General features: G+C 65.1%; 23 protein-coding genes and 1 pseudogene. 6 read left to right on the top strand and 18 right to left on the bottom strand.

The window, feature by feature from the left end; genetic code table 11:
* Window positions 1-42: 42 nt before the first annotated feature.
* Window positions 43-1,521, bottom strand: coding sequence for a carotenoid oxygenase family protein (locus M2331_RS08640; protein ID WP_181559903.1), 1,479 nt, complete (start codon window positions 1,519-1,521; stop codon window positions 43-45).
* A gap of 67 nt (window positions 1,522-1,588) precedes the next feature.
* Here M2331_RS08640 and M2331_RS08635 point away from each other — a divergent pair, with 67 nt between their 5' ends.
* A complete protein-coding gene (locus M2331_RS08635; RefSeq protein ID WP_181559902.1) occupies window positions 1,589-2,131 on the top strand; it encodes a MarR family winged helix-turn-helix transcriptional regulator in 543 nt (180 codons plus the stop codon).
* 97 nt (window positions 2,132-2,228) lie between these two features.
* Window positions 2,229-3,530, top strand: a complete 1,302-nt coding sequence (locus tag M2331_RS08630; RefSeq protein ID WP_264585222.1) for an MFS transporter — start codon at window positions 2,229-2,231, stop codon at window positions 3,528-3,530.
* An 84-nt stretch (window positions 3,531-3,614) separates the two neighbouring features.
* Here M2331_RS08630 and fdhD read toward each other — a convergent pair whose 3' ends face one another.
* The 10 genes and pseudogenes from fdhD to M2331_RS08580 all read right to left on the bottom strand — a co-directional run bounded on the left by fdhD (window position 3,615) and on the right by M2331_RS08580 (window position 13,552).
* Entirely contained in the window at window positions 3,615-4,409 is a 795-nt protein-coding gene (fdhD, locus tag M2331_RS08625) for a formate dehydrogenase accessory sulfurtransferase FdhD (RefSeq protein WP_181559900.1), read from the bottom strand.
* On the bottom strand, window positions 4,375-4,650 hold the full coding sequence (locus tag M2331_RS08620; RefSeq protein WP_264573033.1) for a formate dehydrogenase subunit delta: 276 nt from the start codon (window positions 4,648-4,650) through the stop codon (window positions 4,375-4,377). Before M2331_RS08620 ends, fdhD begins: the two co-directional genes overlap by 35 nt.
* Window positions 4,651-4,655: 5 nt before the next feature.
* Window positions 4,656-7,511 carry a formate dehydrogenase subunit alpha gene (gene fdhF / locus M2331_RS08615; protein WP_181559899.1) on the bottom strand — a complete coding sequence of 952 codons (2,856 nt, stop codon included), beginning with the start codon at window positions 7,509-7,511 and terminating at the stop codon, window positions 4,656-4,658.
* Window positions 7,501-8,067 (bottom strand): molybdenum cofactor guanylyltransferase, encoded by a 567-nt coding sequence (locus M2331_RS08610; RefSeq protein WP_181559898.1) that lies wholly within the window; start codon window positions 8,065-8,067, stop codon window positions 7,501-7,503. Before M2331_RS08610 ends, fdhF begins: the two co-directional genes overlap by 11 nt.
* Window positions 8,064-9,605 carry an NADH-ubiquinone oxidoreductase-F iron-sulfur binding region domain-containing protein gene (locus M2331_RS08605; protein WP_181559897.1) on the bottom strand — a complete coding sequence of 514 codons (1,542 nt, stop codon included), beginning with the start codon at window positions 9,603-9,605 and terminating at the stop codon, window positions 8,064-8,066. The genes M2331_RS08610 and M2331_RS08605 overlap by 4 nt, the downstream gene beginning before the upstream one ends.
* Before the next feature lies 1 nt (window position 9,606).
* The gene (locus M2331_RS08600) at window positions 9,607-10,041 is read right to left on the bottom strand and encodes an NAD(P)H-dependent oxidoreductase subunit E (RefSeq protein WP_181559896.1); all 435 of its coding nucleotides are present in this window, start codon (window positions 10,039-10,041) and stop codon (window positions 9,607-9,609) included.
* A 168-nt stretch (window positions 10,042-10,209) separates the two neighbouring features.
* Window positions 10,210-10,917, bottom strand: a pseudogene (locus M2331_RS08595) (glutamine amidotransferase).
* A gap of 25 nt (window positions 10,918-10,942) precedes the next feature.
* A complete protein-coding gene (locus tag M2331_RS08590) occupies window positions 10,943-11,107 on the bottom strand; it encodes a hypothetical protein (protein WP_181559895.1) in 165 nt (54 codons plus the stop codon).
* 237 nt (window positions 11,108-11,344) lie between these two features.
* Window positions 11,345-12,214 (bottom strand): hypothetical protein, encoded by an 870-nt coding sequence (locus tag M2331_RS08585; protein ID WP_181559894.1) that lies wholly within the window; start codon window positions 12,212-12,214, stop codon window positions 11,345-11,347.
* A 15-nt stretch (window positions 12,215-12,229) separates the two neighbouring features.
* Window positions 12,230-13,552 (bottom strand): replication-associated recombination protein A, encoded by a 1,323-nt coding sequence (locus M2331_RS08580; RefSeq protein WP_181559893.1) that lies wholly within the window; start codon window positions 13,550-13,552, stop codon window positions 12,230-12,232.
* 226 nt (window positions 13,553-13,778) lie between these two features.
* On the opposite strand from M2331_RS08580, the gene M2331_RS08575 reads away from it, so the two are divergent.
* Complete coding sequence (locus M2331_RS08575; RefSeq protein WP_413716084.1) at window positions 13,779-14,336, top strand: PadR family transcriptional regulator; 558 nt, start codon at window positions 13,779-13,781, stop codon at window positions 14,334-14,336.
* 67 nt (window positions 14,337-14,403) lie between these two features.
* Complete coding sequence (locus M2331_RS08570; RefSeq protein ID WP_181559892.1) at window positions 14,404-14,715, top strand: DUF2218 domain-containing protein; 312 nt, start codon at window positions 14,404-14,406, stop codon at window positions 14,713-14,715.
* Between the two features lie 18 nt (window positions 14,716-14,733).
* On the opposite strand, the gene M2331_RS08565 is transcribed toward M2331_RS08570, so the two are convergent.
* The 3 genes from M2331_RS08565 to M2331_RS08555 all read right to left on the bottom strand — a co-directional run bounded on the left by M2331_RS08565 (window position 14,734) and on the right by M2331_RS08555 (window position 19,209).
* Entirely contained in the window at window positions 14,734-17,301 is a 2,568-nt protein-coding gene (locus M2331_RS08565) for an HWE histidine kinase domain-containing protein (RefSeq protein ID WP_181559891.1), read from the bottom strand.
* Window positions 17,291-17,923 carry a biliverdin-producing heme oxygenase gene (locus tag M2331_RS08560; protein WP_181559890.1) on the bottom strand — a complete coding sequence of 211 codons (633 nt, stop codon included), beginning with the start codon at window positions 17,921-17,923 and terminating at the stop codon, window positions 17,291-17,293. Before M2331_RS08560 ends, M2331_RS08565 begins: the two co-directional genes overlap by 11 nt.
* A 134-nt stretch (window positions 17,924-18,057) precedes the next feature.
* Window positions 18,058-19,209: a glycosyltransferase family 4 protein gene (locus M2331_RS08555; protein WP_181559889.1), complete on the bottom strand. Its 1,152-nt coding sequence runs from the start codon at window positions 19,207-19,209 to the stop codon at window positions 18,058-18,060.
* Window positions 19,210-19,324: 115 nt separating this feature from the next.
* Between M2331_RS08555 and M2331_RS08550 the strand changes: the two genes are divergently transcribed.
* Together M2331_RS08550 and M2331_RS08545 are read left to right on the top strand one after the other, a co-directional pair.
* Window positions 19,325-19,984 (top strand): MOSC domain-containing protein, encoded by a 660-nt coding sequence (locus tag M2331_RS08550; protein ID WP_181559888.1) that lies wholly within the window; start codon window positions 19,325-19,327, stop codon window positions 19,982-19,984.
* An 8-nt stretch (window positions 19,985-19,992) separates the two neighbouring features.
* The gene (locus M2331_RS08545; RefSeq protein WP_181559887.1) at window positions 19,993-20,274 is read left to right on the top strand and encodes an HNH endonuclease; all 282 of its coding nucleotides are present in this window, start codon (window positions 19,993-19,995) and stop codon (window positions 20,272-20,274) included.
* Window positions 20,275-20,293: 19 nt separating this feature from the next.
* On the opposite strand, the gene M2331_RS08540 is transcribed toward M2331_RS08545, so the two are convergent.
* From M2331_RS08540 to M2331_RS08525, 4 genes are all read right to left on the bottom strand, one after another.
* Window positions 20,294-20,749, bottom strand: a complete 456-nt coding sequence (locus M2331_RS08540; RefSeq protein WP_181559886.1) for a c-type cytochrome — start codon at window positions 20,747-20,749, stop codon at window positions 20,294-20,296.
* A 4-nt stretch (window positions 20,750-20,753) separates the two neighbouring features.
* The gene (locus tag M2331_RS08535) at window positions 20,754-22,346 is read right to left on the bottom strand and encodes an NAD(P)/FAD-dependent oxidoreductase (RefSeq protein WP_220128536.1); all 1,593 of its coding nucleotides are present in this window, start codon (window positions 22,344-22,346) and stop codon (window positions 20,754-20,756) included.
* Between the two features lie 314 nt (window positions 22,347-22,660).
* Window positions 22,661-23,335, bottom strand: a complete 675-nt coding sequence (gene pyrF / locus M2331_RS08530; RefSeq protein ID WP_181559885.1) for an orotidine-5'-phosphate decarboxylase — start codon at window positions 23,333-23,335, stop codon at window positions 22,661-22,663.
* A complete protein-coding gene (locus M2331_RS08525) occupies window positions 23,332-23,742 on the bottom strand; it encodes a LapA family protein (RefSeq protein ID WP_181559884.1) in 411 nt (136 codons plus the stop codon). Before M2331_RS08525 ends, pyrF begins: the two co-directional genes overlap by 4 nt.
* Window positions 23,743-23,773 lie beyond the last annotated feature (31 nt).

Raw genomic sequence — 23,773 nt, 5'->3', positions numbered from 1 at the left:
GCATGAGCGCGGGCCGGGGCTGTGGCTGGAGGATTGCTAGGGTCAGGCGGCTTCGCGTTCGAGGCCGATCTGGTCCGCGCTGGCCCAGTTGCCGTGCAGGCCAAAGCGCAGCGCGAAGGGGATATGAATCGTGGCGACCGGTCCCTTCTCGATGTCCAGCGCGTCGAAGATTAGCAGGTCGCTCTTATGGTCGGCCAGGCGATTGCAGACCTGCACGATCCAGCCGTCGCCTTCCGGCGCGTCTTTGGAGCGCGGCACGAAGGCAGGCTCCTGCAGCGAAGAGGTGGGGCCGCACCACCAATGCTGCTCCTTGCCGGTCTGGTGGTCGATCAGGAACAGGCAATTCATCAGGAATCCGCCGGCGCTGCCGCCCTTGAGCTCGACCGGACGCTTCATGTCCATCTCAAGCATCCACCCATAGCGATAGGGCAGGCCGGTGACGCGGTCATCAATGCGGGGGAATTCGCCCGACGTCTCCGTGAGGCGAGTGACGCTGTCGAACTCGTCGCTGTTGGATGCCATGTCGACCGTCCACCGGGTGAGGTAGCTCGCCGCCTGCTGCGGGTTGAATGGCGCGCCGTGAACGTCCGGGAAGAAGGGGAACATGTTGTTCGCCGCTTCCGGCACGTCGATATGGACCTTGGTGCCTTCCTGATAGGCGTTCATCACATGCGACGCGAAGCAATTGTCGCGCTTGAACCAGCGGATGTCTTCCTGCTTCACATCATCACGGCGCGGGATGATGCCGAGATAGACGGGCAGGGTGGTGTCGAAGCCGAAGTGCGGCAGGCCCTTTTCCAGGCGCTCCCAGCTGCCGATCGAGGGCACGATGTGAAGGACCAGATAATCCTTGGTCACGCCGAAGTCGTGCATCATGCAGTAATAGGGCGCCTTGAACCACAGTTCGCGGACCAGTTCGCCTTCAGGGCTGACCTCATACAGACACACATCGTCGGAGCACAGGCCGCTCGCCGCATAACCGATGGCGACCATGTTGCCGGTGAGCGGGTCGATCTTGGGGTGCGCAGTAAAGGTCTGTCCGGTCATCTTGCCGCCGAACTTCTCGAACCCGATGGTCTCCATCGTGTCCGGCTCCATGACGAGGGACGGGCTGTCCTCCTTCATGGCCCAGAGCTTGCCGGCGAACACGAAGGCGTTGGTGTTCGCGGTCGAGCGATACTCGCCCTTGACGGACTCATCGTCCGTCAGCGGATTGCGATAGGCGCCGAAGAGCGCCTTGCCGGCCTCGTTCTCCAGCTTCCACTTGGCGGTCTTGGCCCAGCGCTGCTTGATGTCGCACTGGCCATCATGGATGTGGAAGCGCGTGATCATGCCATCGCCGTTGAAGCTGATGTCATCGCCCAGGCGGGGCGGGAATTGCGGGTCCGGCTGCACGCGGAAGAAGGCGCCATTCAGCTCGGGCGGAATCGTGCCCTCATGCACGAGATTCGGAATGTCGCATTCGATGCGCGACGGGCTGTTGAAACCTGTGAAAGCGGGGGTATTGGGGAATTGCGCCATAGCTTGCTCCTCTTGCGCAGGTTTGTATGCTATGCATACCAATTGGGCAATTCCCATTGCTTAATCAATGGCCGAACCGTTCCGGTTCTCGGGGGTAAAGATTTTGGAAGCACGCGCACGTCAACGTCCTCTTGTGGCCGCCAAGGGTGGTGGAAGTGCGACGCCATCGCCTGCGCCCGCGCAGATCGACGACGATATCGGTGCGATTGACGACATTATCGGCTTCCATATCCGCCTTGCCCATGGCGCGGCCTACCGCCATTTCACCGAGACCTTTTCCGAGCTTGGCCTGACCCAGAAGATGGTTTCCGTCCTCTGGCTGATCAGCGACCATCCGCACATCGCGCAGGCCGATATCGGCCGCCGCCTGCAAATGGACCGGGCGACGACGATGGCGATCATCAATCGGTTGGAAGCGCGCGGCCTGCTGGTTCGGGGCGCGTCCACGCTGGACCGGCGCCGGCAGACGCTGACGCTGACCGCGGACGGGCAGGCGGCCCTTAGCGAGGCGCGGCGCTGCATCGACGAGCATGAGCAATGGCTCAAGTCCCGTTTCACCAAGAAAGAAGCCACGTTGCTCATCGAGTTATTGCGCCGTATTCACGAGTAGATTCGGCCTGTGAGGTCGCCGATGCGGTCCACTGCCTGGAGAGGAAAGCCCAACCATGTCATCGTCTGATCCTGTTGAGATCATTAATGAGTCGCCGATGTCCGTTCGGCAGTGGATTGTCGTGGTCTTGATGATCCTGCTGAACGCGCTGGACGGTTTCGACGTGCTGTCGAGCGCCTTTGCGGCGCCGGGCATTTCGGCGGAATGGGGCATCCCGCGCTCGGCGCTGGGCATCGTCCTCTCGGCCGAGCTGGTCGGTATGGGCTTCGGCTCGGTCATCCTCGGTGGTGTCGCAGACCGCATCGGCCGCAAGGACACGATGCTGATCTGCCTCGTCGTCATGGCGATCGGCATGTATCTGGCCCATGCCGCGACCGGCGTGACGCTCCTGACGGTATGGCGCTTCGTCACCGGCCTCGGCATCGGCGGGATGCTGGCGGCGACCAACGCCGTGACGGCGGAATCGACCAGCAAATCCTCCCGCAGCCTCGCCATGGCGCTTTACGTCATCGGCTACCCGATCGGCGGCGTGGTAGGCGGCTTTGCCGCGCAGAGCTGGCTACTGGTGGAATATGATTGGCGCGCGGTGTTCATGTTCGGCGCCGTGGTGACCGCGATCATGATCCCGCTTGTCTTCTTCCTCGTGCCGGAGACGCCTGCATTCTACGCCGCGCGCCGGCCCGCGAACGTGATCGAGAAGGTCAACCGCTCGCTCCGCGCGCTGCGCAAGCGGACCATCGAGGCACTGCCGCCGCTGCGTACGGAAGGACCGCAGCCCAAGGTCACCGACATCCTGTCCAAGCCGGGCCTGCGCAAGGTCACCTGGCTGTTGGCCTTCGGCTACATGTTCCACACGCTCACCTTCTACTACATCCTCAAGTTCGCAGTGCAGATCGTCGCGGATTCCGGCTTCTCGCAGGCGGATGCCGCCAGCACGCTCACATGGGCAAATATCGGCGGTGCGATTGGCGGCGGTCTGTTCGGCTTCCTGCTCAAGAAATGGGACATCAAGGGGCCGACGATTGCCATGATGATTGCCGGCGTGGTTGCGGTGGCATGGTTCGGCATGGGGCATGGCGAGCTGGGTGAATGGCGCGTGGCGGCATTCCTGTCGATGTTCTTCCTCAACGCGGCCATTGTGGGCTTCTATGCCGCCTTCGCGCGGGGCTTCCCGGCTTATGCCCGGGCCACGGGTACGGGCTTTGTCCTCGGCGTGGGGCGCGCTGGCGCGGCTGGCTCGCCCATCGTCGCCGGGCTGCTCTTCGACGTGCTTGGCAAGGGCGAGTTGCTCACCGTATCGCTCATCATGAGCCTTGGCTCGGTATGCGCCATCTTCATGCTGCTGTTGCTGCCGATGCGCGATGGCGATGCGATTGCGCAAGCTGAGGCCAAGGCCTGAGATATGGGTCCGCCGCCCCCGTCTGTGCGGGGCGGCGGATCGTCAGATACTGACTGATGTGACGAGGGCAGGGGGGCGAGACGGTCAGCCCGCCGTGACGCGGAGCACTTCGTCCGGCCGGGCCAGCGCATAGAGCGAGAGGCCCGCAGCCTCGGCCCGCGCTGCCGCCATGCTGGTTGGGACCGAGATGGTCACAAGGGTGTGGGCGCCGGCGCGGACCGTTTTCTCCACGATCTCATAGCTGCAGCGCGCCGTGGAAAGCACAAAGCCGGTGTCCATCGTCTGCCCTGCGCGGGCCATGGCGCCGACGAGCTTGTCCAGCGCATTGTGCCGGCCGACATCCTCGCGGGCCATCAGGATCGCCCCATCCGGTGCCACGAAGGCAGCGGCGTGCATCCCGCCTGTGGCGCGATTGCCGGGCTGATGCGCACGCAGACCCTCCAGCGCGGCGAAGATCGCCGCCGGTGAAAGCGCCTCATGCGCGGCGACCGGGGGGAGGGCACGCGAAACAGCCTCCAGATTATCGATGCCGCACAGGCCGCAACTCGACTCGGCCACGCGCGTGCGCACGCGCTCTTCAAGCTTTTCGAGCGCCAACGAGGTGATGGTCGCACGCGCGATCCAACCGAGATCGGTCTCGACGATATCGATGCCAGTGACATCGCCCGGTTGCGCAGCCAGACCTTCAGTCAGTGCGAAGCCGGTGATGAAGTCGTCCAGATCAAACGGACTGGCCATCATTACGGCATAGGAAAGGCCGTTATATTCCAGCGCGACCGGCACTTCCGGCGCAAAAGGGCGCGCGACCGGACGGCTGGAGCCATCCGGTCGAAGGGCGACGAGGTCAGCCGGCGTCGTTGTAGCCAGGATCGTTCTCATCCGCGCTCGCGAATTCGGTGGCCCGCGTCATGTGCGGCACCGGCCCATCCACCATGGCGATGGCGCGCGCGGCGAGCGGCGACATGTCGGCGGGGTCGACGGCCTTGATGCCCGCGAGCATCCGCGGATCCCAATACATCTTGATATGGTCGGCGGTGGCGAGGGCCGCCTGATCGTGGCCCAACGCTTCGAAATTCCGCGCGATCTGGTTCGCCATGTAGATGAGGCGGCTGGCTTCCATGATGCTTACTCCGCCGCTTCAGCCGTCAGGCTGGCCACGATCCGCCGCGAGCGCTCGGACCAGCTGTTATAATCCTCCTGCCAATCGGTCGGGCCGTTGGAGGGCGTGATCTGGACAGCTGTCACCTTGTACTCAGGGCAGTTGGTGGCCCAGTCCGAATATTCGGTGGTCACGACATTGGCCTGCGTGGCGGGGTGATGGAAGGTGGTATAGACCACGCCCGGGGCAACCCGTTCGGTGATCGTCGCCCGCAGCGTCGTCTCGCCGGTGCGGCTGGAGAGCTTTACCCAGTCGCCATCCTTGAGACCGCGATTCTCGGCATCGGTCGGATGGATTTCCAGGAGATCCTCAGGGTGCCAGGCCGTGTTGCCGGTGCGCCGTGTTTGCGCGCCGACATTATACTGGCTGAGGATGCGGCCGGTGGTGAGCAACAGCGGGAAGCGCGGGCCGGTCTTCTCGTCGGTCGGCACATAATCCGTGACGACGAACTTGCCCTTGCCGCGCACAAAGCCTTCGACGTGCATGATCGGCGAACCTTCATGCGTCTCGTCCTTAACCGGCCACTGCAGCGATCCCTCGCGCTCCAGACGCGCCCAGGAAACGCCCGCGAAGGACGGGGTGAGACGGGCGATTTCGGCGAGGATTTCGCTGGGGTGCTCGTAGTTCCAGCCAAGATCCATGGCATTGGCGAGAAGCTGCGTGATCTCCCAGTCGGCATAGCCATTGGCGGGCTCCATGACCTTGCGGACCGGCTGGATGCGCCGCTCTGCATTGGTGAAGGTGCCGTTCTTTTCAAGGAAGGTCGAACCGGGCAGGAAGATATGCGCGTAGTTCGCCGTTTCGTTCAGGAACAGGTCCTGCACGATGACGCACTCCATCGCCTTGAGGCCCGCCGCGACATGCGCGGTATTGGGGTCGGACTGAAGGATGTCCTCGCCTTGGATATAGATCGCGCGGAACGTGCCGTCGATCGCGGCGTCCAGCATATTGGGGATGCGCAGGCCCGGCTCGGCATCCAGGGTCACGCCCCAGTCCGCCTCGAACAGCTCGCGCGTTTCATCGTCGCTGATGTGGCGATAGCCGGGCAATTCGTGCGGGAAGCTGCCCATGTCGCAAGCGCCCTGCACGTTGTTCTGACCACGCAGCGGGTTCACGCCTACGCCGCGGCGCCCGATATTGCCGGTTACCATCGCAAGGTTGGCGATGGCCATCACCGTCGAGCTGCCCTGGCTATGCTCGGTGACGCCAAGGCCATAATAGATGGCGCCATTACCGCCAGTCGCGAACAGGCGGGCCGCGCCGCGCAATTCCTCGGCGGGCACGCGGGTGACGGGCTCCAACGTCTCAGGGCTGTTGCGCTCCTGCGAAACGAAGGCGGCCCAGTCCTGATACTCGTCCCAGTCGCAACGCTCGCGGATGAACGCCTCGTCAGCGAGACCTTCGGTGACGATCACTTGCGCCATGGCAGTGAGCACGGCGACGTTGGTGCCGGGCTGCAGCGCAAGATGGTGCTGCGCGGCGATGTGTGGCGACTTGACCATGTCCGTCCGGCGCGGATCGATGACGATCAGCTTGGCGCCCTGACGCAGCCGGCGCTTCATCCGGCTCGCGAACACCGGGTGGCCGTCCGTCGGGTTGGCGCCGATGATCAGGATGACGTCGCTGTCCATCACGCTGTCGAAATCCTGCGTGCCGGCGGAGGTGCCGAAGGTCGTCTTCAGGCCATAGCCGGTCGGCGAGTGACAGACGCGGGCGCAGGTGTCGGTATTGTTGGAGCCAAAACCTGCGCGGATCAGCTTCTGCACCAGGAAGGTTTCCTCATTGGTGCAGCGTGACGACGTGATGCCGCCCAATGCGCGCGCACCGTGGGCGGCCTTGATGCGCTTGAGTTCGGATGCGGCGTAGGAAATCGCCTCGTCCCAGCTCACCACCTGCCAGGGATCGTCCACGCTCTTGCGGATCATCGGCTGGGTGATGCGGTCCTGATGGTTGGCATAGCCCCAGGCGAAGCGGCCCTTGACGCAGCTATGGCCGCGATTGGCCTTGCCGTCCTTCCACGGCACCATGCGCACTAGCTGCTCACCGCGCATTTCCGCGCGGAAGGTGCAGCCGACGCCGCAATAGGCGCAGGTGGTGACGACGGCCCGCTCGGGCTTGCCGATCTCGACCATCGCCTTTTCCTGAAGCGTGGCGGTGGGGCAGGCCTGCACACAGGCGCCGCACGACACGCATTCGGAAGAGAGGAAATCGTCGGACGCGACACCCGCAGACACCATGGAGCCGAAGCCGCGGCCATCGATCGTGAGCGCGAAGGTGCCCTGCACCTCGTCACAGGCGCGGACGCAGCGCGAGCAGACGATGCACTTGCTGGGGTCGAAATCGAAATAGGGGTTGGACGTGTCCTTCTGGAGACCCAGATGATTGTCGCCCGTGTACCCATAACGCACATCGCGCAGACCGACGGCGGCCGCATTGTCCTGCAGTTCGCAGTCGCCATTGTCCGAACAGGTCAGGCAGTCCAGCGGGTGATCGGAGATGTAGAGCTCCATCACGCCCTTGCGCAGCTTCTGCAGGCGCGGGGTCTGGGTGTGAACGGTCATGCCGTCCATCGCCGGCGTGGTGCAGGAGGCGGGGGTGCCGCGCATCCCGTCGACCTCGACCAGGCAGAGGCGGCAGGAGCCGAAGCTCTTCACGCTGTCTGTGGCGCAGAGTTTGGGAATGTCGCCGCCGCATTCGGCAGCCGCGCGCATCACGCTCGTGCCTTCCGGGACGGTGACGGAGCGACCGTCGATGGTCAGCGTGACCATCTTCTCCGATGTGGAAGCGGGCGTGCCGAAATCGGCCTGAGGTTCATAGCCCATGACGTTCAACTCTCTCCAGGTCAGCAGCAGTGTTGATATTAACAGGTTCGCGCGGCAATTGCACGGCGCGCGCGGAAATACGGTTGGCGAAGGCCTTCATCGAATGCACGCCCTCGCTCTTGAGGATGTCGAGCGCGTCGCCGGCCGCCGAGGCGGGCCACAGGCCGATCACCGGCAGGCTCTCGACATAAGCTGGATATGGCGACAGGCGCTGCAAGAGGTCTTGCGGCAGATCGATGGCATCGCACGGCACGCTCAGCACGGCGGGGAGCCCGCGCGCCTGCGCTTCGAGCAAGGCCGCAGCGAGTCCCGCCAGCGGTCCCATGTGCGGCGCGGGCTGGTCGGCGATGCTGGCCACGCCGTCATGCTCACGCCCCACCACGATGGTCTGCGCGCTGTGCACGGCCACGGCGTCGATGGCGTGATCAATCAGGGCGCGACCGTGAAAGGTCGCCACGGCCTTGTCACTGCCGAAGCGCGTCGACTTGCCGCCAGCGATTACCGCGCCGAGGACGGCCGCGCGATCGATGGGAAGCAGGCCGACGCAGCAGCTCATTCAGCCGCCTCGGGGAGGCTCTGGCGGGCGCCGAAATCCTCGGGCCAGTGCTTGAGCGCGCTCTTCACCGGATAGGGCGTAAAGCCGCCCAGAGCGCAGAGCGAACCGAACTTCATCGTCTCGCACAGATCTTCCAGCAGAACGATCTCATCCTCCAGGCTGCGCGGCGCGGTGGGGGCGTTGTGCATCTGCGGCAGGCCCTCGAGCGTATCGCGCTGGCGCGGCACGCGCGCCATGATCCGGTCGATCAATTCCTTGCCGCGCACCGAGCCGATGCGGCAGGGCGTGCACTTGCCGCAGCTTTCCGCCGCGCAGAATTCCATGGCGAAGCGCGCCATGCCGGCCATGTCCGCGCCCTGGCCGAACACAGTGATGCCGCCATGGCCGATCAGCGCGTCGACGGCGGCATAAGCCTCATAGTCGAACGGAATGTCGAACTGGTCCGTGTGCAGATAGGCACCGAGCGGGCCGCCGACCTGCGCGGCCTTGACCGGCGAGCCGTCGTCCGTGCCGCCGCCAATCTCGTTGACGAGCTGGCCAAGCGTGATGCCGAACGCCGTTTCAAACAGGCCGCCATGCTTGATGTTACCGGCAAGCTGGATCGGCATCGTGCCGCGCGAACGACCCATGCCATAATCGGCATAGGCCTTGGCGCCCTCGGCCAGAATGTAAGGTACAGCCGCAAGGCTCAGCACATTGTTGACGATGGTGGGCTTGCCGAACAGACCGACCAGCGCCGGGATTGGCGGCTTGGCGCGCACTTCGCCGCGCTTGCCTTCCAGGCTGTTGAGCAGCGAGGTTTCCTCGCCGCACACATAGGCGCCGGCGCCGACGCGCACTTCCAGCACGAACGGCGCAACGAGATGCGCGCTGCGGCGGATCGCTTCTTCCAGCTTGGCGATGGCGTGGGGATATTCCGAGCGAACGTAGATATAACCCTTGGTCGCGCCGGTCGCGAGGCCGGCAATCGCCATGCCCTCGATCAGGCAATAGGGGTCGCCCTCCATCAGCATGCGGTCAGCAAAAGTCGCGCTGTCGCCTTCGTCGGCATTGCAGACGATGTACTTCTGGTCCGCTACCGCAGCCGCGACGGTGCGCCACTTGATGCCGGTGGGGAAACCAGCGCCGCCGCGACCGCGCAGGCCCGAGGCCACGACTTCCTCGACCGTCGCCTCGGCGCCGATCTCGCGAGCGCGGGCGAGGCCTTTCCAGCCGCCGGTCGCTTCATAGTCCGCAAGCTCGGTCGGGCGCGTCTTGCCGGCGCGGGCGAAAGTCAGCCGCTGCTGCTTGGCAATGAACGGATGCTCGGCAATCACGCCGATGCCGAGCGGCGACGAGCCGTCCAGAATCGCCGCAGCATCATCGGCCGTTGCCGGGCCGAAGCCCTTGCCGTCGATTTCCACCAGCGGTTCCAGCCACTGCATGCCCCAGCTCGAAACCCGCTCGACGGTTGCGCCCGCCCTTGCGAAGGCCTCGGCAACCGCGTCGGCACCGCAGGCGACGGCCAGCGCGTCGTCGGAAATGCGCACCATGACCATGTCAGGCAATCTCCCGGATCAGCTTGTCGAGCTTGGGCGCGTCCAGCCGGGCGTGAACGGCATTGCCGATCATCGCATTGGGGCCGACGCTGCACAGGCCGAGGCAATAAATGGTTTCAATCTTCACGCGCTCGCCGGCCGCGGCAACCGCGCCATCGACCAGAGCTTCGACGCCGCGTGCCTTGCAGGATTCCGCACGGCACAGCTTGAGCACCGGCGCGGCCTTGGGCTCGGCGGTGAAATCATGATAAAAGCTCACTACGCCATGCACTTCGGCGCGGCTCAGGTTGAGTGCGAGGGCGATCTGGCGCTTGGACGCCTCGTCCACGCAGCCGAACTCGGCCTGCACGTCATGGAGGATGGGGAGAAGAGGCCCTTCGCGGCGGCTATGGCTCGCGATGATCTCGTCCAGCCGATCGGCTTTGGCGTCTCTCATGCGCGCGGGTCTCCCAAGTCTTCTTTCGTTGCTGAAATTCGTTTGTGTTACTGCCTATTTTTTGCGCGGCTGGCAAGCGCAAACCGCTGGATCGCGTTGTTGCGAGAGGCTTGCAAAAGGCGGTGTGCACTCACGGCTTGGGCGCTGGTCAGACTGGTGATGCGGGGATCACGCGGGCGCTTTCAGTCCCGCCAGCCAGTCGCCGAGCATGGCGCGCCCGGCGGAGACAGCCCGAGGCCCGAGCCGATCATGCGTGGCGCGCAGGCTGTCGTTGCAGCCGCCGGATTCCGCCGCAGCCTCCGGCCATTCCTCCATTCACTGGTAGAAGCGCGCATCCTCGCCCATTTCGGCATGGAATTGTAGGGCTAGTACATGTTGTCCCCGCCGGAAGGCCTGATGCGTATAGCGGTCGCTGGACGCAAGCAGTTGGGTGCCTTCCGGCAGGGTGAACGTGTCGCCGTGCCAGTGCAGCACCGGCACGTCGACAAGATGGCAGAGCGGGCTGGTGTGACCGGCATCGTTGACCTTGACCGAATGGAAGCCGACCTCCTTGACGGGGCCGGGATAGACCTTCGCGCCGAGCGCCGCCGCGATCATCTGCGCGCCGAAGCACACGCCCAGCGTGGGGCGGTCGGCCGCCAGCCGCAGCGCCAGGCGGCGCAGCTGGCATGCGATCCACGGATAGCGATCCTGCTCATACACCCCCATCGGCCCGCCCATCATGATGAGCAGATCGGGTTCTCGCAGGTCGAGCGTGGCGAAGGCGGGGTCGGTCACATCGATCCGGTCGATCGCATAGCCGGCCGCTTCCACCGGCTCCCGATATCCCGCCATGCCCTCATGGGGGACGTGCCGAATCACAAGCGCGCGCTTCATCGTCATTGGCCTCTCGAGATGAGCGTCAGAGGCCGAGGCGCGACCAGAAGTCACTGGCACTGGCGAGGGGCGGCGAGTCGTGCGGGGCCGCAGGCGCCAGTCGCCAGCTCGGGTGCGGAAGCGGCGCCAGCGCGCGGCCGGCTCGCTGGGCATGATTACGGCTACGGCGGGAAATGGAACGGATAGCCATATCGTTTCTCCAATACGGAGCACGAAGCCGGCGTTGTCGCGTGGGATTCGTGCGCTTTAGCGGTTGGTGACGCGGAGCAAGCTGACAAACATCAAAAGCCGCGTTCCGGGCTGGGGCGGCAGCGCCTCCCGTCATTCCGGACAAGAGGGGTTTAAGCCGGAAGGCATGATTCCGGCAATCAAGCGATCTTTGCAGGGGTGATAGTTTAGCTCGGCCGGCCGCGCTGTCGCCTGCGCGTCAAAACACGCCGAACGTCCAGCCTTCCGTCCGCGCCAACTCTGGCGTCAGCGCCTGCGGTGCCCACAGGGCCGGCTCGCCATGGACCAGCCGCAGCCAGGCCGCGCTGAGCAGCGCATCGGTGGCATGGTCGCTGTACCGGCCAGCGAACGGTAGATGCGGCCCGCTGGCGAGACGCGCAAGGCAGGCATCCAGTTCGGCCTCGCGAACCTTGGTCTGGCCCTTGCGCTTGCCGGCGGCGAGCGCGGCAAGGCTGGTGTAAATTTCCACGATCAGACTGCCCGAGCCGGGGTCGGCGTCGAACGGCCAGACTGGCATGTCCGCCCGGATACGGTGCAGCACCCGCATCCCGGTTAGACTGGATTTGCCGACCTGGGCGGCGCCGACGAGATTGAGGTTGCTGCAGGGGTTGAGGCCCTGCGCCTGCTGGGCCAGCTCCGTCTGGCGCAGCCGCCCGCGTCCCCCGCCGAACAGATCGCCTTCCCGGCCCCCATGGCGCCGGAAATGCCGCGCGGCCTCCGGGTGATCGACAAAGGCGCCAGCCCCCAGATGCGGCTCGTCGGCGCAGATGTCCTCGACAAGCGCCCAGAGTTGGCGGGCGTTGGGTGGAGTGCGATCCCAGCCCGGGAAGAAGGCGCCCTTGTCGGCGAAGGGCAGGGACGGGCCGAGATCAAGGCCGACCAACGTCTCGCGCGGCATGTCGCGGCGCATCCAGTCGAGCACGTCGGGGCGTGACCAGATGTGGCCGGGGCGGACCAGCGCCGGGCCAGCGCCGCTATCCGCGTCGCAGATGGCGACGGCAATGCCCGGCTGTCGCGGCCCCTGTGCGCCCGACCAGTCGATTGCGGCGAAATGGCGGAAGCGGCTCACGGGTGGCGGGCGGGATCAGTCACCGCGCAAGTCGCGCCGACGCTCATCCCACCAGGCGATGCGCTCGGCGATCCGCTTCTCGAACCCGCGCTCGGTGGGCGCGTAAAAGGTCTGCGGCGCCATCTCCTCGGGCCAGTAATTGTCGCCTGAGAAGCCGCCTTCCACATCATGATCGTAGCTATAGTCCTTGCCATAGCCGATCTCCTTCATGAGCTTGGTCGGCGCATTGAGGATGTTCGCGGGCGGCATCAGCGATCCGGTTTGTTTGGCGCTGGCAAAGGCCGCTTTTTGCGCCTTGTAGGCGGCGTTGGATTTGGGCGCGGTCGCGAGATACAGGCAGGCTTGCACGATCGCCAGTTCGCCCTCGGGCGAGCCGAGGAACGCGTATGCATCCTTGGCGGCGAGGCATTGGGTGAGCGCCTGTGGGTCGGCCAGGCCGACATCTTCGCTGGCGAAGCGCACCAGCCGGCGCAGGACGTAAAGCGGTTCCTCTCCGGCAACCAGCATCCGCGCGAGATAATAGAGCGCGGCCTGCGGATCGGAGCCGCGCAGCGCCTTGTGGAGCGCGGAAATCAGATTGTAATGCCCGTCGCGATCCTTGTCATAGACCGGCATCCGGCGGTGGAGCAGGGCGGCGAGACCCGCCGGGTCCAGCGGCTCGGTGAGGCCGATACCCTGCAGCGTCTCCACCTGATTGAGCAGGAAGCGGCCATCACCGTCAGCCGAAGCCACGAGCGCGGCGCGGGCATCGTCGGTGAGCGGCAGCGGTGCACCAGTCAACGCTTCCGCGCGCGAGATCAACGTATCGAGCGCGGCTTCGTCCAGCCGGCGCAGGATGAGCACCTGCGCGCGGCTGAGCAGCGCCGCGTTGAGAGCGAAGCTCGGATTTTCTGTGGTGGCGCCGACCAGCGTGACGGTGCCATCCTCGACATAAGGCAGAAAGCCATCCTGCTGTGCGCGATTGAAGCGATGGATTTCATCCACGAACAGAAGCGTGCGTTGCCCGGCGCGGGCGGCATCGCGCGCGGCCGCAAAGGCAGCTTTGAGGTCCGCCACGCCGGAAAAGACCGCGGAGATCGGCGCAAAGCGCATGTCCACCGCTTCGGCCAGCAGGCGCGCCAGCGTGGTCTTGCCGGTGCCTGGCGGTCCCCACAGGATCATTGAGGAGAGCCGTCCCGCCGCGACCATCCGCCCGATGGCGCCGTCAGCACCGGTGAGGTGGTCTTGCCCGACCACATCATCGAGCGTGCGCGGGCGCAGACGGTCGGCCAGCGGCGCATCGGCGCGAGGCTCGGTAGGGCTGGAGGCGGCGGCAAGGCCGCCGAAGAGATCAGACATGCGGACTCATATAGGTCGGCCCCTCACCGGTTGCACGGGCCAGCTTGCATCGGACTGCAGGCCATTCGCAGGCACGCTCAAAAAGAATGAAAACGGCGCCTTGTGGAAATCAGTCTAAGATATATCTTAGATCAATCTGAAATTTAGAAGGATTGAATCTTTGATGTTTGACACAAGTACACATGGACGGTGCGGCCCGAATGGGCACCGTCACGCGCTCAAGGCCATGATGGGCCGGGGCGGTCGTTTCGGCGGCGGCTGGGGCGGCGCAGAGTGGGACGGGCAGGGCGGCCATGGCGGTCCGCGCGGCGGCCGTCGCGGACGCGGACGCATGTTTGATGGCGGCGAGTTACGACTCGTGTTGCTCAAGTTGATCGGCGAGGGGCCGCGCCACGGCTATGACCTCATCCGTGCGATCGAGGAACTGACCGGCGGCGCTTATGCGCCCAGCCCCGGCGTCGTTTATCCCACGCTCACCCTGCTTGCGGAAATGGACCTCATCGCCGACAGCGAGAGCGAAGGGGCGCGTAAGCTGTACGCGATTACCCCCGCAGGCGAGGCCCATCTTGCCGAGAAGGCCGACGAGATCGGCGGCCTGATGGACCGGCTCGCCGGTCTTGGCGCCGAGCAACATCGATCCAACAGCGGCCCGGTCCGCCGCGCCATGGGCAATCTCAAAACGGCTCTGATGGGCCGGCTGCGCGAAGGCGAGACCACAGACGATCTGCCGCACGAAATCGCCGCGATCCTCGATGAGGCAGCGCGGAAGATCGAGCGGTTGTAAGACTGCACAGCATAATTCCAATCGCCCCACCGCCGGACGGTGGAGCCACCAACAGAAAGACAATCTCATGAACAGCGCAACAGCCAAGGTGCCCACGCAGAGCGGCAGCCGCTACCTCCAGCAACTGTGCAAGCACTGGTCGCACAACCTCAAGGTGGAGTTCACACCCGAGCGCGGCACGATCGTGTTTCCGCGCGATGCGCGCGGCGCCGATTGGCCGGCTGACGCTTTGGTGACGATGGTCGCGCAACCCGACACGCTCGACGTGACCATCGACGCCAGCAGCCCAGAGCATCTCGAAGGCCTCAAAAACACGGTCGCCCGTCATCTCGATCGCTTCGCGTTCCGCGAGGCGCCGCTCAGCTTCCCCTGGGCTTGAGGGTTTGAACCGGCGCGATCAGTCCGCCGGTTCGGTTTTCAGTTCCGCGAGAGCGGCTGCGATCTGCGCCGTGCTATAAGGTTTGGTGACGATCGGCACGGCGTGGAAGCGCGAGGAATCCAAGCCGCTGCCATAGCCGGTCGCAAAGACGAACGGGATGCCGCGCTCGGCCAGCGCCCTGGCGACCGGCTCGCTGGTCTCCGCGCCCAAATTATAATCAAGCATGGCCACATCGAGCGGGACGGACGCACAGACGCGCAGCGCGGCGGTGACGCTGGAAGCGACCTCGACCTTCTCGGCGCCGAGCTCCATCAACGCATCCTGCCCGTCGAGCGCGATGATGAGGCTGTCTTCCACCAGCAGCACGCGCTGCCCGGCTAGCGGCTGCTTCGCCGGCTCGCGCAGATCGGCAGACGCGCCGTCCGCCGCGTCGGTCCGGTGTTCGGGCGCGATGCCGGCCACGAAGCGGGAGGGGATGCAGAAGTGCGCCTTCACACCGCTCAGTCGGTAGTGAATCTTGGCATCGCCCCCCAGATCGTGCGGAACGGTCTTTTCGATCACCGTCGACCCAAAGCCGCGGCGCGAGGGCGGCGTGACCGCCGGCCCGCCGAGTTCGGACCAGTCGATCAACAGGCTGCCATCCTCGTCCTGCTGCCAGCTGATCAGCACTGTGCCGCTATCGGAGAGCGCGCCATATTTGGCGGCATTGGTCATGAGCTCGTGGAAGACCAGCGAGAGCACGGTGAAGGCGACCGGCTGTAGCAGGATGTTGGAGCCTTTGGTCTCCACATTGGTGCGCTTGTCGCGCAGGAAGGCATTGGCCTCGATGTCGATAAGATCCCGCAACCGCGCCGGACCCCAGCGATCGCGCGTTACCTGGTCGTGCGCACGAGCGAGCGCCTGCAGGCGATCGTCCAGATTGCGCGTGAAATCCTCGACGCTGGCCGCCCCGTCGCGGGTCTGCGACACGAGGCCGCGAATGAGCGAGAGGATATTGCGCACGCGGTGATTGAGCTCGGCGATCAGCAGCTCCTGCCGCTCCTGCGCCCGCTGCCGCTCCTCGCCTGCGCTCTCGGACAGGCGGATGAGCACTTCCAGCATCCCGACACGCAGCGCTTCGGCAACGCGGCGCTCGACCGTGGTGAACGGCAGGCTGCGGCCCTTCACCAGTTGCGACCAGCTTTCGAAGCTTTTGCGCGGGGTGAGTCGGTCGCCATTGGGGCCGAGCTCGACCGGCTTTTCCGGGTTGCCGCCCCAGCGCACCGAGCGCATCTGCTCGCTGCGGAAGAAGACCACATAGTCACGCGGCTTGCGTGACAGCGGGATGGCGATGAGGCCGGCGGCGACATCCGCATAGGCAGTCGCCTCGGGCAGGACGGATGAAATGCAGTCCGTCGCGAAGACCTCGCCGTGCGAAAGCTGATTGAGGATGGAGACGAGGCTTATGAACTGCTCGCGCGAGGGCGTCAGGCCACTCAGCGAGACAGAGCCGTCAACATAAGCCGCGACGCCATCGGCGGGAATGGTATCGAACACAACCTCGCCGAGCCAGTCCGCGTCCCGCAGCAGGTCGCCATCCTGCGCGATGGAGGCCATCAAGCGATCGGTGGCGCCGCGTGCGCGCGACTCATAGCCGGCATTCTCGCTGCGTTCCCGGCTCTCGAGCATCAGCGAGAAGATCTGGCCGAACAGTTCGGCGGCCGTACGCATGGCGAGGCCAGGCAGGCGCGGCTGATAATGGTGGCAGGCGAAGAGCCCCCAGAGCTTGCCTTCGACGATGATCGAGATCGATAGCGACGCGCTGACGCCCATGTTGCGCAGATACTCGACATGGATGGGCGAAACCGCGCGGAGCAGGCAGAGCGACTGGTCGAGGACCGCGCCGCTGGGATCGGTCTGCGGCACGATCGGCACCGGCTCTGCATTCACATCAGCGATGATGCGGAACGGATTGCGCACATAGAGCTGGCGCGCTTGTGCCGGAATATCCGACGCGGGGTAATGCAGGCCAAGGAAGCTGTCGACGCCAGCGCTCAGCGCCTCGGCAACGACCTCGCCCGAGCCCTCGGCATCGAAGCGATAGACCATCACGCGATCGAAACCGGTGATCGCCTTCACCTGCCGGGCGCTCTCGCGAATGAAGGAGGTGAGCGTGTCGGCCTGGGCGAGGCGCGACATGAGCGTGCGGACCAGCGTCGCCGCTTCGCCTGGATCTTCGAGCGCGGGCTCGCATTCGATGACGATGCTGTTGCCCGAGAAATGCACGGCGACATCGTAGAGCTTGCCATCATCGAACAGCGGCTGCGAGAACAGGCGTTCTACGGAATCATTGCCGCGCAGCATCGAGATCCGGTTGCGGATGTCGTGCTGGGCAGCGGGCGTGATGAGATCGGTGAGCTTGGAACCGAGCAGCGCATCCGCCGATTTACCCGTGAACGCGGCGATATTGTCCGAGACGCGACCGATCATCCAATCGGCGCTCACCGCGAGCAGGAAACCGAATGGCTGGATCGTCCCGAGAATATGGATCGGTTCGCGGTCGCAGTTGGTGAGATCGACCCGAAAGCCGGCAGGATCATTGGCCAAGTCTGGCTCCCATCGCGATGGCGCAATTTCGGTAAAGGGCGAAGGTCCGGGTCGCTGCTGCGCGGGTTTCCCGCTGCCAGACGGGGCCGTGAGTCAGGGCCTGATCTTCCAGAGCGGCGATGAAGGCGCGCCACGCGCCTTGGGGATGCACGGCGCTCAGATATTCACGCGGAAGATCGTCAGGCACGCGGCGTGCGAGCATCGCGCCGCCAAGGCGGGAGCCTTCCGTCACATAGGCGGCACCCCAATGAGCCGCCGTGCTCGGGGCCCATGTCAGCGGCTCGGCCTCGGGAACGGCCTGGCCCAAGGCGTTCAAGTCGGTTGTAAGGGCCTGTACGCGCGCGGCCGTGTCGATACTCGGCGAGGCTGAGCGCAGCCAGCGCTCGAGCGGCACCAGCGCCGCTGCATGGGCTGACAGAAAACGGCCGTAACTCGCACGGCTCGTCAGATCGAACTGGCTGAACAGGCTGTCGACTTCGTCGTGGTAAGCACGCGTCTCTTTCTTCAGGACTTGATGGAAGGCCACTGGCTGAGCCGCGGCTGTTGTCGGGATTTCCGCCACGCCGGGATCAGTATCGAAAGACATTGCCGTGAATTTACAGCGCGTGCCGGCAATATACAACGCGTGATCTTGCGAGCCGCGGCGAAAGGAATGGCGCAATTCGGGGCAGGGGCGGCCTTTGTCTCATCGGACACATAACGCGCCGAGAGATGAACGGTTGCAGGCCGTCACACTCAGTCTTCGTCGCGGTGTGGTCAGCCGGCCCGGCGTTTCGCCAAGCCGCAATATGTTTCGATCATTGCGGCGTTCACCTGATCCCATTTGTAATCCTGTACCCGCAGATGCCCAGCTTGCCCCGCCGCTGCGCGCAAGGCGGAATCTTCGATGAGGCGCTGAATGGCGTCGGCATAAGCCTGCACGTCGCGCGGCGGAACGAGGAAGCCGGTCACACCGTCCGCGACCAGATCAATCGCGCCGGTTGCGCGGGCGGCGACCACCGGCACCCCCGCCGCCATGGCTTCGGTCGTCACATTGCCAAAAGTCTCGGTGACCGAGGGCATGAAGAAGATATCCATGCAGGCGGCCGCCCGACCGAGATCGTCGCCGCCCTGAAAACCCGCAAACACCGCCTCCGGCACCCGCTCGGCAAACCACTGGCGCGCCGGACCTTCGCCGATCACCAGCACCCGGTGGCGCACGCCGCGCGCCTTGAGCCCCGCGATCACATCGGCAAAGACACCCAGGCCCTTTTCCAGAACAAGCCGCCCCAGGAACCCGATGGCGATCTCGTCATCGGCGATGCCGAGCGAGCGCCGCCAGCCATTGTCCCGCCGCTGCGGGTTGAATCGGGCATGATCGATGCCGCGGGACCAGATACCGATCGGCGTCGTCACGCCCCACTCGCGCAGCAGTGTCGCCATGCTGCCGCTCGGCACCATCACCTGATCGACGCGATTGTAGAAGCGCGTCTGCAGGCGCACCAGCAACGGCTCGATGACGCCAAGGCCATAATAGCGCGGATAGGTTTCAAAGCGCGTGTGAAGGGAGGCGACACAGGGGATGCCCTCTCGCCGCGCCCAGCTCGATGCGCGATGCCCTAAAATGTCCGGCGCAGAGACGTGGACGATATTGGGGGCATAAGCTGCCAGGTCCGCCCGAGTCTGCGCTGAAAGCCCCTTGGCGAGCCGATATTCGCCCCGGCCGCCCGGCATGGACCAGCTCGGCACCGACACCAGTTCGCCAGCCGGTTCGAACGCCGGCGGATCGATGGTGGGGGAATAGACACGCACGCTGGCGCCGCTCGCGAGCGCAGAGGCCATCAGATTGTTGAGGGCCTGATTGGCGCCATCGCGGACGTAATTATAGTTGCCGCTGAACAGGGCAATGCGGAGGTCGCTGGGGAGCATCGAGGCCCTATAGCGAGGCCGGCCGTGCGGTCAAAGTGCTGCTGCGCCATCGGCGGGAACTTGTCCGACCGTTGTTGCACTGGCGCGACTCACAAGGGTCGTGCCATGACAGGACATGGACGAGCCATCCCTTTCCCTTTCCGTCGACGCGCTGCTGGTCGGGTCGCCCGCCTTGCTGGCGCCGGGCGTGATGAGTGCCATGGGCAAACAACCCGTTCGCGGGCCGGTCCGGATCGGCTGGCTGGGGCTGGAGGGCGATAGCGTCGCCGACCCCCTTCGTCATGGCGGGCATGACAAGGCTGTCCACCTCTTGCCGCATGAGCATTATGCCTGGTGGCGCGGCGTGCTCGACGATCATCCGCTGCTCGACGGGCCGGGCGCGTTTGGTGAGAATATTTCGACGCGCGGGGCGACCGAGGCCAATCTGTGCCTTGGCGACCGGTTCGCGCTTGGCAGCGCCGTGCTGGAGGTCAGCCACGGCCGGCAGCCCTGCGCCAAGCTCAATGCACGCTTCGGCCGCGACGATGTGTTGGGTCAGGCCATCGCGAGTGGCCATTGCGGTCTCTATCTGCGCGTGATCGAGCAGGGTGAGGCCAAGGCGGGCGATGCGATGATCCTGCTGGAGCGCCCCTTGGAAGACTGGCCGATTGCGCGGGTGTTCAACCTGCTGATCGCAGGCGGACATAAGGCCGATCCGGCGGGCGTCGCACAATTGGCCGAGACCCGCGTCCTCGCCGACGCGTGGCGGGTGCGGGCGGAAAAGCTGGCGCGCTGAGCTACGCGTTGGAGCGCACGCCTGATTCATGCTGGCTGTGCGAGCGGCCATTGGGCGCACGCATCGAATGGCATCATCCCGTGCCCAAGGCCAAAGGTGGCCGGGAGACGGTGCCCCTGCATCCGATCTGCCATCGCGCGATCCACGCGCACTTCAGCAATGGCCAGCTGGCGCGCATGGGGCGCGATCAGGCGGCGTTGCGCGGTGATCCCGCGCTCGCTGCCTTTCTGCGCTGGGTTGCCGGCAAGCCGGCGGACTTCCATGCGCCGACGCGCAAGCCCCGCCGTTAAGGGCGGGGCCTGCACCGGCTCAGCGCATCGCCTTGACGTCCTCGGCGGTGATCGCGTCCTCATAATGATTGCCGAAATGCGTGCGGACATAGTTCACCACATTGGCGACCTGCTGGTCCGTCATCATCTCGCCGACCGGCGGCATGCCGTTCAGGCCCTTGAGCGTCACCAGCATGGGATAGCCACTGGCGGCGAGATTGGGGTTGTTGGCGAGCGCGGGATATTTGCCCGCGCCCGTTGCGCCGGCTGCGTCCGGCATGTGGCAGGCGGCACAGACCCGGCGGTACATTTTTTCGCCATCGGGTTCGCTGAACCGCCCCGGCATCACGAACGCCCCGTCGGCATCGCCTTGCTGGGCGACCAGAGCGGCGGGATCGCCCTGGCGTGGCTGGGCAGCATCCTGCGCGAGTGCGACGGAGACCGAGCCGGTGAGAATGCCGGCGGCGAGGCCAAAGGCCAATGTGCTGATCTTCATGATATTAGCTCGCGGTGACACGTTGATGGAGCCGCGTGATCGCATCGATGGCGGAGGTGATACCGCCTTCCTGCCATCCGCCGATATAGGAGGTATGCTCGCCCGCCAGGACGATCCGCCCGTCGAATTCGCACATATTCCGGTAGTGCTCGGCGCGCGCTTCCTCCGTCCACTGCCCGAAGCAGCCGAGCACCCAGGGAACCCGGTGCCAGCCGACGGCTACGCCGTTCATGAACTCGGCCTTATATTGCGGGTGGATCTGCGCGCCCCATTCGAGCGCGCGCTTGACCCGCTCTTCCGGCGGCAGGGCGGTCAGTTCGAACCCTGTCGAGCCGCCGGTATAGGCGCCCAGAAGCACGCCCGGGCCGCTGGCGCCATAATTGCTGCTGGGGTAGCTGATCTGCGAGATCGGCAGATCGGTGGTGGTGATGCCGCCATAGATCTGGTCGTCCTGCTCCCAGAAGCGCCGCTTGAACTCCAGCCCGACCTTGACGCTGGTCGAGTAGGGCACGGCACGGATCGCGCCGGCCAGCTTGGGGCCGACATTCATGTCGATCTGCGCGAGGATGAGCAGCGGGATCGTGCAGATGCACCAGTCAGCCTTGGCCTGCGCGGCGGCACCGGACTTGGTGTCGACATAATCGACCGTGACGCCTTTCGCGCCCTGCTTGATCGCGGTGACCTTGCTGTTGAGGCGAACCAGATGACCCACGGCCCGCTCAAAGCCCTTGGCGACCATTTCCATGCCGCCAACCGGCTGGAAGATGGCGAACTCATGATCCCAGGTGAGGTTGCCGCCAATCGAGCGCCACAGGCGTGAACGGAGCACCGTTTCGGCGGTCATCGGCTCGGAGGGGATCGGCTCGGCAGTCAGGCCACCGCCCGGCTGCTTTTCCCAGCCACGGCGGTTGCTGGACTCACGGCCCTTCACATAGCGCATGTCCTTGTCGAGCGCGCCCCAGCTCCGCAGGGATTCCAGCAGGATGTCGCCATCCTCCTTGCTGAGCGTATCCGCCAGGGCATTCTTGTTGACTGCCTTGGCGAGCAATTCGCTGACATGGCCGTAGAAATCCGCCTGCACATGCCGGTAGCGCTGCGGGGCCCCGCCGAACGCCTTGGTCGAGTGAACATAGGCGTTATAGTTGACCTGCATGAACGGCTCGAGGGCCACGCCCAGTTCGCGGCAATAATGCATGATGCCATGGTGGTGCCATGGAATGCGCCACGGGCCGGGATTGATGTAGTTGCCGGGCGCGAAGTCGCACTTCTGCGTCGCGCCGCCGAGTTCAGTGTAGGTGTCGCCGCCCTTGAGCGTCCAGGAGCGGCCGCCCACGCGGTCGTTATACTCCAGCACCTGAACCTTGTAGCCGGCGCGGCTGAGTTCCAGCGCGGCGGTCATCCCTGCGACGCCGGCGCCGAGGATGAGCACGCTCGCGCCCTTGGCGCCGCCCTCCAGCTTGATCGGTCCCTTGAACGTCGAGGCCTGAGCCTGGCCGAGGCTCGACATCGCCATGTACATCGCCGATGCGCCCGCCGTGGTTCCAATGAGCGCCAGCAGATCACGCTTGCTCATGCGCAGCGCGTTAGTGTCTGTCATATGTGGTTATATCCCATGTCACCCCTTTGCGTGAGGAGAGCCATGGTGGGCGAACCGGGCCTTGACCCGACTCGCACCAACCTGTGCAGCACCTCGTCGCGAAGCCAGTGATCGGCCTGCGGCTCGCTGCTGTTGATACGAGGTTTTGCGTATTTGCGGTGGGACGCAGCTCGGGCAATGGGCCGGATCTACGTCGGAGTCGGGGGCGATGCGTGCCGTGTTGCCCAAGCAGATCCGGCTGTTGAATTACGCAAAGTATTCAGGGCCGGATTTAGCCCCTCCTCTGAAGAGGAGGGGAGTATGTCGTCTGTCGCCTAAAGCGTCGCCTCGATTTCGCGCGCCGCCATATCAGGCTCGGGCGCCTGAGTGATCGGGCGGCCAATGACCAGCAGTGAGGCGCCGGCATCCACTGCTTCACGCGGCGTGACCGCGCGCTTTTGGTCGCCCTTGCTGGCGCCGCTGGGGCGCACGCCAGGCACGACAAAGAAGCCGGCGGGCCACAGCTTGCGCGCGCGGGCGACCTCATTGCCAGAGCAGACGATGCCGTCGAGACCGGCCTCCTTGGCAAGCAGGGTCAGCCGCTCGACCTGTTCCTGCGTACCGCCGTGGACGCCGGTTTCCTCCAGATCGGTCTGGTCAAGGCTCGTGAGCGTCGTCACGGCGACGACCTTGGTGTGGACCCCGGCCGCAGCCTTGGCGTCTTCCAGCATCGCCCGTCCGCCAGAGGCATGGACGGTGAGGATCGACGGTTCCAGCGCGTGCAGGGCCTGAACCGCCTTGGCGACCGTGTTCGGAATGTCGTGAAGCTTCAGGTCGAGAAAGATCGGCAGGCCGAACTTGCGCATCTCATGCACGCCATGGTGGCCATTGGCGCAGAAGAATTCCAGCCCCAGCTTGATGCCGCCGACATGGTTGCGGACCTTCTGAACCAGCTCCTGCGCATGGGGCAGGGAGGGCGTGTCGATGGCGATATAGATAATGCTGGTCATGGAGTGTCGGTTCTGCCTGCCGGTTTGAGATCGTCGTCCACCCGCACATCGATCGTGCGAACGGGCGGTGCGGGGTCGAATCCCGCGGGGGTGATGTGATCGGGCGTGGCGGTTGGCGCGGGGTGGTCCTGGGTGTGAACCACTGGCGCCGTCGCCGCCGGCGCAGAAGCCGCGAGGGCACGCTCTGCGCTGTCGAGCCGCCGGCGCATCCGATATTTGGTGGCCTTGTGCAGCGCCCAGAACGGCAGCGAACCGGCGAGAAACGCGACGATCACGAGAACCGGCAGCTTGGTTTCAAGCTGGAGACCGCCCCACAGATTGATCATCACGGGCGTCCAGTTGGCGAAGCTGAAAATGACGATGATGATCGCCAGTACGACCCAGAAGGCTGTCCGGAGGAACTGCATGGCTTGTCTTCCTCTGCTTGGTCCGTAGAGC

Origin of the sequence: Sphingobium sp. B10D7B (assembly GCF_025961955.1) — a bacterium.
Classification (GTDB): Bacteria; Pseudomonadota; Alphaproteobacteria; order Sphingomonadales; family Sphingomonadaceae; genus Sphingobium.
The sequence above is the reverse complement of the archived record's forward strand: the minus strand, read 5'-3'. Positions and strand labels throughout refer to the sequence as shown.